Consider the following 13,243-nt stretch of genomic DNA (forward strand, 5'->3'; position numbering starts at 1 on the left):
CTCATGTATACACTTCAGGCCGGCCCGCTAACAGTGGCTGTAGGTCTTCGGCAATGAAAAGGGTATCTTGCAGAAAACGTCCGACTTCATTGGCATAAATATTCGTGTAATAGGCTTCCTGCGGGAACACATGAAGCACATCCATCGCATAATGGGTATGAAGGACAGGAGCCGTTAGCAGGCCCTTCAACTGGAGCATATACATGGGAATGGAGACCTGCTGGAAACTCCTGCTCTTAATCCCTTGTTCCAAAACATATTGAAAATAAGACTTTTCCTTTGTAAAATAAGTCGAATGAATTTCCCGGTTTAAATTGGAATCTAGTGAAGATTCCCCATATATGAACCGTGCAGCCAGGAAGTTTTCCCTCTGGAAATCGAGAATATCCATTACTAGATTCATCAAGCAATGCTGGGGGCCTTTAAGGTCCAGCAGTGTCATGTTCGTATCAAGGACCAGGATATACTCTTCTAAATAGGAAGTGAAACAGAATTCCAGCAATCCCTGCTTATTCTTAAAATAGTAGGCAATATTTGCAGCGTTCACTTTCGCTTTGTTCGCAATATCCCGTATGGATGTGGCATGATAGCCTTTTAAATGAAATAAATGCAGTGCAGCTTCCACAATGGCTTGTTTCGTTGGCGTCTGGCGATTCATTTAGGCAATCCCTCGCTTTCTTTGAGACAAGTCTTATGGACTATTTCTGCACGGAAGAGCCTGAATCCTTTAGTAAGTTCTCGACAATTTCCCAACAATAAAGCAACATATTAGAAAGTGCTGTAATAATATGCGGAAGACAGGTGAACGCTTTTGTTTAATGTCGAAATGTATCAAGGAAAAAAAGAAAAAAACTATGAACTTGTCCAGAAACAACTTTTTGCCTTAATCGAGGATGAAACGAACTGGATAGCCAATTTAAGCAATGCGGCAGCTCTGCTTAATCAGTTTCTTGATGAGATTAACTGGGTCGGCTTTTATTTATACGAAGAAGGCCAATTAATACTGGGACCCTTCCAGGGACTTCCAGCCTGTGTTCGCATCCCAATGGGTAAAGGCGTATGCGGGACATCAGCGGCAACTGAAAAAACCCTGCGCATCGAGGATGTCCATCAATTCCCTGGACATATCGCCTGCGACGCAGCATCGCGATCTGAAATTGTCATACCGCTCATGAAGGATGGCAAATTGTTCGGGGTCCTCGATATCGACAGCCCGGTCACGGACCGATTTGACGAAATCGATCAGCAGGGACTGGAGAAGTTCGCAGAAATCCTTTCCAAGCAATTATAAAGTTAAAGGGAGCGGCAATCCTTGCCTACTCCCCTCTCCATTACAGGATCCCATGTACTTGCATCCGGTCCTTCCCTTAATTCCTCCCAATATAAAACGCCTGGCCCTTAACCTCTATCACACTATTCGATTGACCTTCTGCCCAATGGGAAACACCGATAACTGCCTATTTTTTAGTTATTTATACGATTCGCAAAAAACGATGCAAAAGAACTAGGTGGGAACGATACCTATAAGGGCTCCCAAGGAATGCCAGGAAACCAACCATGAAGCATACAAAAATAGTGTTATTTAAATGTATTGTATCTTCCCGCTGCGATTCTCTCCCCTTATTTAATCGCAACTATCCTTGACTCATTGAGCAGAATATTATACAATACTCCTTGTGTAAAATATTGCAGCCTATGTGACAGCCTTTATGTTCTCATTTTGTTCCTCAATACAGAGGTGTATCTCGTAACTCTCTGCTGCTAGGGCGAAGGTACATGAAAACAAAATGGTCATGATCGTACATTCACACGGTTTTTATTTTACCAAAATAAAAACATTTAAAGGAGGAGTCATCCTATGGCTCGTTATACTGGCCCAAGCTGGAAACTATCCCGTCGTTTAGGAATTTCCCTAACAGGTACTGGTAAAGAATTAGAAAAACGCCCTTATGCTCCAGGACAACATGGTCCTAACCAACGCAGAAAAATTTCTGAATACGGAATGCAACTGCAAGAGAAACAAAAACTTCGTCACATGTACGGAATCACTGAACGTCAATTCCGTTCAATGTTCGACCGCGCTGGCAAACTTAAAGGTGTACATGGTGAAAACTTCATGGTTCTTCTTGAATCACGTCTTGACAACCTAGTTTACCGTCTTGGTTTAGCTCGTACACGTCGTCAAGCACGTCAACTTGTTAACCACGGTCACATCACTGTAGACGGAAGCCGCGTAGACATTCCATCTTACAAAGTGACTCTTGGACAAACAATCTCAGTTCGTGAAAAATCACGCAACTTCTCAATCATCAAAGAATCAGTTGAAGCAACTAACTTCGTACCTGATTTCCTTACTTTCGATGCTGAGAAATTAGAAGGTACTTTCACTCGTTTACCAGAACGTTCTGAATTGCCTGCTGAAATTAACGAAGCTCTTATCGTTGAGTTCTACTCTCGTTAATAACTTCAAAACCCCCATCCTTGGATGGGGGTTTTTTTGGCACTAAATACTTCAAAATAAAGCCCGGCTGTAATTCAGCCGGGCCTTGAATAATCATTTCACTAATGTATATTTCTTCTTACCGCGTCGAACGAGGATGAACTCCCCTTCAATCTTGGCAGCTTCCGTCACTACATATTGCAGATCAGTCACTTTCTCCCCATTTATGGAGATTGCCCCATTCTGAATATCTTCACGGGCTTGACGCTTTGAAGGCGAAATTTTCGCTTCAACGATTAAATCGACCAAGCCGATATCTTCCTTGCTTTCACGTTCGAAGCTAGGGACATCTTTAAAGCCCAATTTGATTTCCGCTGCACTTAAATTCTTCACCTCACCGCTGAATAGGGCGGCAGAGATTTTGATTGCTTGATCAAGAGCTTCCTGACCATGAATCAAACGGGTCATTTCTTCCCCTAAGGCTTTTTGCGCTTTACGCAAATGCGGTTCGGACTGTACGGACTGCTCTAACTCTTCAATTACTTCACGTGATAGGAATGTGAAGAATTTCAAGTATTTTACGACATCAGCATCCGCTGTATTGATCCAGAATTGGTAAAATTCATACGGAGTCGTCTTTTCCGGGTCAAGCCAAATCGCCCCGCCTTCCGTTTTACCGAATTTCGTTCCGTCCGCTTTCGTCACAAGCGGAATCGTCATGCCGAACGCTTTTGCTTCCTCGTCATGCGATTTACGAATCATTTCAAGACCGGTCGTAATATTGCCCCACTGATCACTTCCGCCAATTTGCAACTTACAGTCATGATTATCGTATAAATGGCTAAAGTCGATCCCTTGTAAAATTGTATATGCGAATTCCGTAAAAGAAATCCCTGTTTCCAAACGGGAAGCAACCGTGTCTTTTGCCAGCATGTAGTTAATGCCGATGTATTTCCCGTAATCACGCAAGAACGTAACCATGTCGATTTTACCTATCCAGTCATAGTTATTGACCATGACAGCACCATTTTCACCGTCGAATTCAAAGATGTGGGATAGCTGTCCTTTTAGGCAGTCGGCATTATAGAGCACTTTTTCCAGCGTTTGCAGCTGGCGTTCCTCTTTTTTACCGCTTGGATCACCGATAAGTCCAGTCGCTCCTCCTACAAGCACAAGGGGACGGTGACCGTGCTGCTGGAAACGGCGCATTGTCAAGAATGGCAGTAGATGTCCGATGTGCATACTATCCGCGGTTGGATCTACACCACAGTATAAAGAAATTTTCTCTTTTTCTAAAAGGTCCTTAAAACCCTTTTCATCCGTTTGTTGATAAATAATCCCTCTCCACTCGAGTTCCTTTAGCAATTCCATTTTACAATTCCTCCTTCAATCCGAAAAAATCCCGCAAAAAGCACACAAAAACGCCCCTTCATATAATATGAAGGGACGAATAAATTCGCGGTACCACCCAACTTGAGGACATAATGCGCCCTCCGCTCGAGACGAATAACGGTCGTCAACCGTTTCCTGCTACTAATCATTTCACAGTAAATGCTCCAGGAAGTAATTCATCTCACCATGTGTACCGATTTCCACTGACCACCGGCTCTCTAAAACAGGGATAGTTTGACTACTGGGTCCTATCATCGCGCTTTTTTAATAAATTTTATTATTAATAAATTTTTATCATACATAAGATTCATTGTCAACATCACCCTTACAGATTCTAGAAAAATATGAAAGTTCGCCTTTCCTTTCCGTGTTATATGCTATAATATATGTGATTTCAGGGGGTATGATACGATGAATAATAATCAAAAAGATAGATTTCAAACAGCATGGAAACAGATAACCCGTTTTTTAAAAAATGAAAAAACACAAAAAAATGCAAGGGTTACATACCAAGTCATTTGGAACCTAACGTTGATCCTCATTATTGTTGGGGTTCTAGGATTCTCATTCGCCGGCGGCGTTGGAGCTGGCTATTTCGCTGCCCTCGTCAAAGATGAGCCGGTACGCTCAAAGGAAGATTTAAAAAAAGATATCTACAATTACGAAGAGACCTCTGAGGTATACTTTGCTGATGACGTATACTTAGGCAAGCTTAAGAGTGACCTTGAGCGTGAAGAAGTGTCCATCGATAAAGTATCGGAGTATCTTAAAAATGCAGTCATCGCTACAGAAGATGAGTATTTTTATGAACATGACGGGGTTGTCCCGAAAGCTATCCTGCGTGCCATTTACCAGGAATTTACGAATGCATCCGTCCAATCGGGAGGAAGCACTTTAACACAGCAGCTCATTAAAAACCAAATCCTGACCAACGAAGTATCATTTGATCGGAAAGCAAAAGAAATCCTGCTTGCACTCCGGGTCGAAAAGTTCTTTGAAAAAGAAGAGATTTTGGAAACATACTTAAATGTCTCCACTCTGGGGCGAAATTCTTCCGGTCGGAACATCGCTGGTGTCGAGTCCGCTGCTGAAGGTATTTTCGGCGTGGAGGCCAAAGATCTGACACTGCCCCAATCTGCCTTTATTGCTGGATTGCCGCAAAGTCCTTTCGGTTATACACCGTATACCCAGCAAGGAAAACTGAAAGAAAATCAAGAACCCGGCATCAACCGGATGAAAACCGTTTTAAAACGGATGTATAGTAATGGATACATAACAAAAGAAGAGTATGATAAAGCAAGCGCATACGACATAACAAAAGACTTTATCGGTAAAAAGGCGTTGCCATCCGAGAAATATCCTTGGCTCACCCAGGAAATTGAAAAACGCTCCATCGAAATCCTTTCTGTCAGTCTGGCAAAAGAAGATGGATATGAAGAGAAAGATTTAAAGGATAAAGATTTAAAAAAACAATATGTAGCACTTGCCGATCGCAAGCTGCGTCAAAACGGCTATCAGATCTATACGACGGTCAATAAAAAGATATATGATAAAATGCAGGAAGTTACGAAAAACTATCCGAATTTCGGATACGATAAAGCGGGCGAGCCCGTTGAAGCCGGGGCTATTCTAATCGAAAATAAAACAGGAAAAATCATCAGTTTCGTAGGTGGCCGTGATTTCAAGCGGAAACAGACGAACCATGCAACCGCATCACATCGATCAAACGGATCAACAATGAAGCCTTTGCTCATATATGGTCCAGGCATCGAGCTGGGCAAAATCTCACCTGGTAGCGTATCGGCCAACGTGCCCATTTCCATTCCGGCAGGCAGCCAAGCGTGGAGCCCAGGAAACTATGGCGGCGGCAGCTATACGGGAGTATCGACTGCCCGCGAGGCCTTAAAGAATTCCTATAATATTCCGGCAGCGCTCTTTTACAAGAAAATAATCAACCTGAGCCCCGCTTCCTATTTAGAGAAAATGGGATTCTCCACCGTGACGAAAGGGGATTACTCCCATCTTTCCATGTCATTAGGTGCCATGGACAAAGGTGTAACCGTTGAAGAAAACGTCAATGCGTTTGGCACATTTGCCAATTCAGGGGAATTCATCGATGCTTATATGATCGATAAAATCGTTTCGAAAGATGGCAAGGTCATCTATCAGCATAAAGTGAAACCAGTGGATGTTTTCTCACCACAAGCCGCTTACCTGACGCTTGATATGATGCGCGATGTCGTAAACAGCGGGACGGCCGCTTCGGTCAGGAACCGACTTGCTTTCTCAAGCGATTGGGCAGGTAAGACCGGAACTTCCCAAAACTACTGGGACGCATGGTTCGTCGCAACCAACCCGAATGTATCATTCGGTACATGGCTGGGTTATGATACACCGAAATCCTTGCAAGGGACCTACAATGGTCTTGAATATAATAAACGGAATATATATTATTGGGCAGATCTGATCAATGCCGCATATAAAGTCGACCCGAAACTCGTCGATCCCGATAAGCGGTTTGAAATGCCTGGCGGAATTGTCAGCCGTTCCTTCTGTGCCGTTTCAGGACTGCTGCCTTCAAGTGCATGCCAAAAGGCAGGGCTTGTAAAATCAGATTTATTCATCGCCAAATATGCTCCATCCAAGGCGGATGATAGTTTCATAGATGGACAATATGTATCAGTCGGCAGCAAACGCTACGCAGCCCTTCCGCAAACGCCTGGCGAATTCACGAGCGGCGGGTTCATGCTCAATCCAGATTCGTTCGCAGATATCGGATTGCAATATGTGATTGACCCAGGATCCGTTATTCCCGGAGGCGAAAAATCAGGAAATGTCGTCGGGGCGAAAGCGAAATTGAATGATAATGGCAAAGTACCCGATCCCCTATCCATAACGATCAGTAACGATAAGATTACATGGGGCCTGCATCATGAAGGAGATGTCGTCGGCTATCGTGTCTATAAAGACGGCAAAAAAGTGGCGAGCATCAATGCTGGTGAGAGTCTTGTTTACAAAGTCGGCTCAGGCGGTTCCTATTATGTAACGGCCGTAGACATAGTCGGTAAAGAATCAGCCCCTTCTCAGCGTGTTGAAAGCGGCGCTAAAAAGACAGGTTCAAAAGAAGATTCGACTAAAAATAAAGATGATCGCGGAAATGATAAAATAACTCAAGAAGTTAAAAAACCAGACTCAAAAGAAGAGAACGGTAAACCAGATAAAGAAAAAGAAAAAGACACAAATAAAGATAAAGATATAGATAAAGTTATAGATAAAGAGCAAAATCAAGACAAAGATCAAGACAAAGGGAATATAGACAAAGAAGATACAGATACAGAGACCGACAAAGATAAAGATACTGTCAATGATAAAGATAAAAACACAGATAAAGCTGAAGAAGAGGAAGAATGACACTCTTTTTGAAGTGAAACAGGCTGTCGGGGATTTCCCGACAGCCTGTTTCATTATAATCTCCCACACTGATTCGACTAATGTTCCCGAACTCAAAAAAAGGCATCCATATAATTGACCATGGATGCCTTTTAATTTTCATCTAAAATCAGGATGCCCAGCGTTTCAATCCTCCATCGATGATAAATCACCAGTTGGGAGATCCAGTTCCCAAGCTTTCAAGACACGGCGCATGATTTTCCCGCTTCTTGTTTTAGGAAGTTTATCCCTGAATTCAATTTCACGCGGCGCCGCATGTGCTGCGAGACCATTCTTTACGAATTGGCGAATTTCTTCAATCAGCTCATCGTTTGCATCGTATCCGTCACGGAGGGCTATAAATGCTTTGATAATTTCCCCCCGAACTGGATCGGGCTTACCGATGACCCCCGCTTCAGCTACGGCTGGGTGCTCGACCAACTTGCTTTCCACTTCGAAAGGTCCGACTCTTTCCCCTGCCGTCATGATGACATCATCAACCCGGCCTTGGAACCAGAAATAACCATCTTCATCCATATAAGCGGAATCACCGGAAACATACCAATCACCTGGCATAAAGTAAGATTCATATTTTGATTCATTATTCCAGACAGTCTTCATCATCGAAGGCCATCCTTTCTTGATGGCCAGGTTCCCCATTCTGTGCGGTGGAAGCTCGATGCCTTGATCATCCACTATTGCCGCTTTCACACCAGGAATCGGTTTACCCATCGAACCCGGTTTGATTTCCAGGCAAGGATAATTGCATATGACCTGAGCCCCGGTCTCCGTCATCCACCATGTATCATGGATACGGTGATTGAATACCTTCATTCCCCAGCGCACCACTTCCGGATTCAACGGTTCACCGACACTTAAAACATGGCGGAGAGAACCCAAATCGAACCGTTTAACGATTTCATCACCTGCACCCATCAGCATCCTAAAGGCTGTCGGAGCACTATACCATACCGTGACACCAAAGTCTTCCAAGGTTTTATACCAGGATTCAGGCTTGAATCGCCCACCTACAATGACATTGGAGGTTCCTGTCAGCCACGGTCCAAAGATACCGTAAGACGTCCCTGTCACCCATCCAGGATCCGCTGTGCACCAATACACGTCCTCTTCCTGCAAATCAAGGACCCACCTTGCCGTTTGATAATGCTGGATCATCGCATTATGAACGTGAAGCACCCCTTTTGGCTTCCCTGTGGAACCTGAGGTATAGTGAAGAATCAGGCCGTCATTCCGATCTACCCATTCGATTTCGAATTTTTTGTCCGCTTCTTTTAACTTTTTATTGAAGTGATGATACTTTCCTTCTTCTTTTATATTTTCCCCCACTAGGAAAATATGTTTTAAATGGGGTAATTCATCTACTGGAACGCGCGGCAAAAGCTCAGGGGTCGTCACTATCACACTTGCCTCACTATCTTCAAGGCGATCCCTTACCGCGCCTTCCATGAAGGCTTCGAACAACGGCCCTACGACCGCCCCCGTTTTAATCGCACCCAACAATGCAAAATAAAGCTCCGGGGAGCGTGGCATGAAGATGAAAACGCGATCGCCTTTTTCCACATTGGCAATGTTCTTGAACACATTGGCCGCTTGGTTCGTATAATCTTTCATTTCCTTGAAAGTATACTTTTCATTTCTTTTATCATCTTTGTAATAAAGGGCTACTTTGTTCTTTTTATATGTTTCAACATGGCGGTCAATGGCTTCATATGCAAGATTCACTTTACCTGTTTCAGACCAGGAAAATTCCTTTTCCGTCTCGGACCAGTCAAATTTCTTGTATTTTTCATCGTAATTCTTTAAATTAAAATTACCTTCCACTACTGGCAACGCTTTCACATTCATATGGCAAACTCCCCCTCTATTCGGCTCTATATTTTCATTATAGTATAAAAACACAATTATCTCAATTTTTAAAATATTCAACACTTCCATATTAGGGAAAATCTTTCTTGATGAATTTTGAAAATCACTTATAGTTATTATGAGTTCATATCGATAGCGGATATATGGGAAGCACTGTAACAAAAGATTCATATAAGCCTTGAACTTTCTGCATTATGCCACTTTTTTTATGTATAATTTATGTAAGCTTTCCATTCGGCCAGTTTTAAAAGCAATGCTCCTTATGCTTGAATGCGAGAGTTATAAGATTACTATTTTACAAGGGTGGTGAAAGAATGGAATATAATAAGACCTTTTATACTAAGGAACTGCAGACATTAAGCGGGACGCTCATCATCGAGGGGCCGTTAAACGGGGAAAAAATGTCCGCTTATGAGTTTCACGAAGACTTGGTCGCCTTCCGCCCGCCTGCTTTGCAGCATAAAGCTTTAATAGAGATTGCTGACTTGCCTGAAGGCAGGATCTTTATCGCCCGTGAAAAGGAAACCATCGTTGGTTATGTCTCTTATTTATATCCCGATCCCTTGGAACGCTGGTCGGAAATCCAGATGGAGGACCTGATAGAGCTTGGTGCAATCGAGGTCATCCCTAAATACCGGGGTGCCTCCGTCGGGAAGAACTTAATCAGCCTTTCCATGGAAGACGATTCGGTCGAAGACTTCATCATCATCACCACTGAATACTATTGGCATTGGGACTTGAAAGGGACAGGGCTGAATATTTGGGACTATCGCAAGGTCATGGAAAAAATGATGAGTGCCGGTGACTTGGTCTACTTTGCAACAGATGATCCTGAAATCAGTTCCCACCCGGCCAACTGCCTGATGGCCCGCATTGGCAAAAGAGTGCCGCCGGAATCCATCCAGAAATTCGACCAATTGCGTTTTATGAATCGGTTCATGTATTAAAGAGGCGTATAAGAGGAGGAAGGAATATGATTGTTGAAAAAATAATGAATGAGGATATTATCACTCTCACTCCTACGGATACAATCCATAGCGCTGTCTTAATCATTAAGGAGAAACGAATTCGCCATATACCCATTGTCGATGACAGCTTTCAACTTGTCGGATTAGTCAGCGACCGTGATATACGGGATGCTGCCCCTTCTATATTCCGCACCGCAGAAAACGAAAATGATTTACAAAAAGCATTATCAACCATCATGAGAACGGATATAATCACAGGGCACCCGCTAGATTTCGTCGAAGAAATCGGGGCTGTTTTTTGCGATAATAATATCAGCTGCCTTCCAATCGTAAAAGAAAGGAAGTTAGTAGGCATCATAACCGGTTCTGATTTGCTTCATTCATACGTTGAGTTGACCGGAGTCAACCAGCCCGGTTCCCAAATCGAAATCAAAATCCCTGATAAGGCAGGTACCCTTCATGATATTGCCCGCATTTTCAAAAGGCGCAATTCCAATATCCTGAGCACTCTTGTTTATCCTGAAAAAGATGGGACCGATTATAAGATTCTTGTAATTCGAGTGCAGACGATGAATCCATTTATGGTGGTGGAGGATTTGAAGAAAGAAGGCTATACCGTTTTATGGCCTAGTCTACCGGGGATTTCCCATGAATGATACATCCCTTTTTGTCTATTCGGATGAACTCCTTACCTATAAATTCAATGATGAACATCCGTTCAATCAAAAACGGCTTAAACTCACGCTGGATTTGTTAAAAAAACACCATGCCATCAGTGATGATCAAATTATCAAGCCAAGAATGGCTACAGATGAAGAATTGGAATTGATCCATGATCAGCATTATGTAAACGCTGTCAGATTAGCAGGGCAGGGTAAGCTCCCCCCTGAAAAGGCCATGAATTACGGGCTTGGAACAGAAGATACCCCAATCTTCCCCAGGATGCATGAAGCAAGCGCCTTGCTTGTAGGCGGTACATTAACTGCGGTTGATGCCGTCATGACCGGTCAGTCCCTGCATGCACTTAATCTTGGAGGGGGCCTGCATCACGGTTTCCGAGGGAAAGCCTCGGGCTTCTGCATTTATAACGATAGTTCGGTCGCGATTAAATACCTGCAAAAAAAATATGGGGCACGTGTCTTATATGTCGATACTGATGCACATCATGGCGACGGAGTCCAATGGTCATTTTATGATGATCCGGATGTATGCACCCTATCCATTCATGAAACGGGACGCTACTTATTTCCCGGCACAGGCAATATTAACGAACGGGGTCAAGGAACAGGATACGGCTATTCATTCAACATCCCGGTTGATGCATTCACGGAAGATGGCTCCTGGCTCGAATGCTATACAGTTTCCTTTAAAGAGGTCATTGAATTCTTCAAACCGGATGTCATTTTAACGCAAAACGGAGCGGATTCCCATTATTACGATCCGCTCACCCATTTATCGGCAACCATGAAGATTTATAGAGAAATACCAAAGTTAGCCCACGAAATGGCTCATAAGTATTGCGAAGGACGGTGGATTGCAGTAGGGGGCGGGGGATATGATATATGGCGCGTCGTCCCGAGGGCTTGGTCGAGGGTCTGGCTTGAAATGACGGATAATGATATATCAGGTCCCTTATCAAAAGAATGGCTTGATTGCTGGCAGCCTGAGTCCCCAGTTTCGCTACCGAAAGAATGGGATGATATGGAGGATATATACGAACCCATTCCAAGGAAGCCTGAAATTACCGAGAAAAATGCCCTGACACTTGAAAAGGTTCTATATCCCATTCGGTCTTCCAAGCAAACATCGGCAAGCAAGGACCACAGTAAACCAAAAGATCGTTGAAAAACGATCTTTTTTTTAAGAAACAAAAGAGAGTGCCCCCAGGACACTCTCCAAACCAGCTTATTTCGTTGATTGACGATTTTCAATCCGATGTGGCAGGATCACTTTTTCATGACCTTCCTCCACTTCTTCTTTATTCATCAACTTTGTTAGAAGCCTCATCGCAACGGCACCAATATCATATAAAGGTTGAACGATCGTCGTGATTTGCGGTCGCACCATCAATGTCAATCTCGTGTTGTCGAAGCTGATCACTTCAAAGTCTTCCGGTACATTATACCCTTTGTCCTGTGCCGCATGGACAATTCCAAGCGCCATTTCATCAGCACTGGCGATGAATGCCGTCGGTTTCTCTTCAGCTTCCAGTGACTTTTCAAAAGATTCGATTCCTGAATCATATGTATAATCGCCTTCAACAATATAGCTTTCATCGAAAGTAAGCCCAGCTTCTTTCAACCCTCGTTTATAACCAGTCAATTTCTTTTCATCAATCAGCGCGGAAGGATTTCCGCTTACAAAAGCGATATGCTTGTGGCCTTTTTTAGCAAAGAAGGTCACTGCGTCGAATGCCGCCGCCTCATAATCAATATTAACCGATGGAACTTGTCCGCTTTCATCCACCGAACCTGCCAGAACGATTGGAACGGGTGAATTCTTAAACTCTTTGACATGCTCATCAGAAATGTTACCGCCCATGAATACAATACCATCCACTTGTTTTCCAAGCATCGTATTCAACAAATGGAATTCCTTATCTATATTCTCATCGGAACTGCTTAGAATGATATTGTATTTATACATGGTGGCTATATCTTCTATGCCTCGTGCCAATTCGGCAAAAAAGATGCTCGAGATATCCGGAATTATGACCCCGACTGTTGTCGTTTTCTTGCTGGCAAGACCCCTTGCCACTGCATTGGGACGGTACCCTAACTTCTCAATCACATCCGAAACTTTCTTCCTTGTTGCAGGCTTTACATTCGGATTCCCGTTAACTACACGGGAAACGGTGGCCATGGAAACATTCGCCTCACGCGCCACATCATAAATGGTTATATTATTCATTCATCCATTCCTCCATTTCTTTCATTTTCCCCATAAAAGACCCGAATTATTTCGGGAAAAATTCTTTTATGCGTTTTCCTCTATAAGGAAGATTATTTTAGGAACGATCTGCCTAACAAAAAATGCAGTCCTACTCTCTTCTCAGTCAAAGATTCAATACCCTTTTCAAGTATAAAATTCACATAGATATCACTTTATGTATGACTCAATCTTCCGA

General features: G+C 43.3%; 10 protein-coding genes and 1 other annotated feature. Of the genes, 6 read left to right on the forward strand and 4 right to left on the reverse strand.

The window, feature by feature from the left end; genetic code table 11:
• Nucleotide 1: 1 nt before the first annotated feature.
• Entirely contained in the window at nt 2–658 is a 657-nt protein-coding gene (refZ, locus tag N9I19_RS02970; RefSeq protein ID WP_061464401.1) for a forespore capture DNA-binding protein RefZ, read from the reverse strand.
• Nucleotides 659–811: 153 nt separating this feature from the next.
• Here refZ and N9I19_RS02975 point away from each other — a divergent pair, with 153 nt between their 5' ends.
• Both N9I19_RS02975 and rpsD read left to right on the forward strand, forming a co-directional pair.
• Entirely contained in the window at nt 812–1,291 is a 480-nt protein-coding gene (locus tag N9I19_RS02975) for a GAF domain-containing protein (protein ID WP_089363623.1), read from the forward strand.
• A gap of 567 nt (nt 1,292–1,858) precedes the next feature.
• Nucleotides 1,859–2,461, forward strand: coding sequence for a 30S ribosomal protein S4 (gene rpsD, locus N9I19_RS02980; protein ID WP_061464403.1), 603 nt, complete (start codon nt 1,859–1,861; stop codon nt 2,459–2,461).
• Nucleotides 2,462–2,554: 93 nt separating this feature from the next.
• Here rpsD and tyrS read toward each other — a convergent pair whose 3' ends face one another.
• Nucleotides 2,555–3,811, reverse strand: coding sequence for a tyrosine--tRNA ligase (gene tyrS / locus N9I19_RS02985; RefSeq protein ID WP_317776930.1), 1,257 nt, complete (start codon nt 3,809–3,811; stop codon nt 2,555–2,557).
• A 68-nt stretch (nt 3,812–3,879) separates the two neighbouring features.
• Nucleotides 3,880–4,096: a binding site (T-box leader), on the reverse strand.
• 147 nt (nt 4,097–4,243) lie between these two features.
• Here tyrS and N9I19_RS02990 point away from each other — a divergent pair.
• Nucleotides 4,244–7,243, forward strand: a complete 3,000-nt coding sequence (locus tag N9I19_RS02990) for a transglycosylase domain-containing protein (protein WP_317776931.1) — start codon at nt 4,244–4,246, stop codon at nt 7,241–7,243.
• Nucleotides 7,244–7,408: 165 nt separating this feature from the next.
• Here the strand turns inward: N9I19_RS02990 and acsA are convergent, their stop codons facing one another.
• Nucleotides 7,409–9,127, reverse strand: a complete 1,719-nt coding sequence (acsA, locus tag N9I19_RS02995; protein WP_125160182.1) for an acetate--CoA ligase — start codon at nt 9,125–9,127, stop codon at nt 7,409–7,411.
• A gap of 335 nt (nt 9,128–9,462) precedes the next feature.
• Between acsA and N9I19_RS03000 the strand changes: the two genes are divergently transcribed.
• From N9I19_RS03000 to N9I19_RS03010, 3 genes are read left to right on the forward strand one after another with little or no spacing between them, the layout of a single operon-like run.
• A complete protein-coding gene (locus N9I19_RS03000) occupies nt 9,463–10,095 on the forward strand; it encodes a GNAT family N-acetyltransferase (RefSeq protein WP_317776932.1) in 633 nt (210 codons plus the stop codon).
• Between the two features lie 26 nt (nt 10,096–10,121).
• A complete protein-coding gene (locus N9I19_RS03005; protein WP_061464407.1) occupies nt 10,122–10,772 on the forward strand; it encodes an acetoin utilization AcuB family protein in 651 nt (216 codons plus the stop codon).
• Entirely contained in the window at nt 10,765–11,961 is a 1,197-nt protein-coding gene (locus N9I19_RS03010; RefSeq protein WP_089363618.1) for an acetoin utilization protein AcuC, read from the forward strand. Before N9I19_RS03005 ends, N9I19_RS03010 begins: the two co-directional genes overlap by 8 nt.
• 60 nt (nt 11,962–12,021) lie before the next feature.
• Here the strand turns inward: N9I19_RS03010 and ccpA are convergent, their stop codons facing one another.
• Nucleotides 12,022–13,026 carry a catabolite control protein A gene (ccpA, locus tag N9I19_RS03015; RefSeq protein ID WP_061464409.1) on the reverse strand — a complete coding sequence of 335 codons (1,005 nt, stop codon included), beginning with the start codon at nt 13,024–13,026 and terminating at the stop codon, nt 12,022–12,024.
• Nucleotides 13,027–13,243: the final 217 nt, after the last annotated feature.

This window comes from Peribacillus sp. CSMR9 (assembly GCF_033141925.1).
GTDB lineage: Bacteria > Bacillota > Bacilli > Bacillales > DSM-1321 > Peribacillus > Peribacillus simplex_A.

Bases quoted from the DNA above. Each gene is read 5' to 3' on its own strand.
- ccpA (WP_061464409.1), bottom strand. From the start codon at position 13,026: ATGAATAATATAACCATTTATGATGTGGCGCGTGAGGCGAATGTTTCC.
- acsA (WP_125160182.1), bottom strand. From the start codon at position 9,127: ATGAATGTGAAAGCGTTGCCAGTAGTGGAAGGTAATTTTAATTTAAAG.
- rpsD (WP_061464403.1), top strand. From the start codon at position 1,859: ATGGCTCGTTATACTGGCCCAAGCTGGAAACTATCCCGTCGTTTAGGA.
- N9I19_RS02990 (WP_317776931.1), top strand. From the start codon at position 4,244: ATGAATAATAATCAAAAAGATAGATTTCAAACAGCATGGAAACAGATA.
- N9I19_RS03000 (WP_317776932.1), top strand. From the start codon at position 9,463: ATGGAATATAATAAGACCTTTTATACTAAGGAACTGCAGACATTAAGC.
- N9I19_RS03005 (WP_061464407.1), top strand. From the start codon at position 10,122: ATGATTGTTGAAAAAATAATGAATGAGGATATTATCACTCTCACTCCT.
- N9I19_RS03010 (WP_089363618.1), top strand. From the start codon at position 10,765: ATGAATGATACATCCCTTTTTGTCTATTCGGATGAACTCCTTACCTAT.
- tyrS (WP_317776930.1), bottom strand. From the start codon at position 3,811: ATGGAATTGCTAAAGGAACTCGAGTGGAGAGGGATTATTTATCAACAA.
- refZ (WP_061464401.1), bottom strand. From the start codon at position 658: ATGAATCGCCAGACGCCAACGAAACAAGCCATTGTGGAAGCTGCACTG.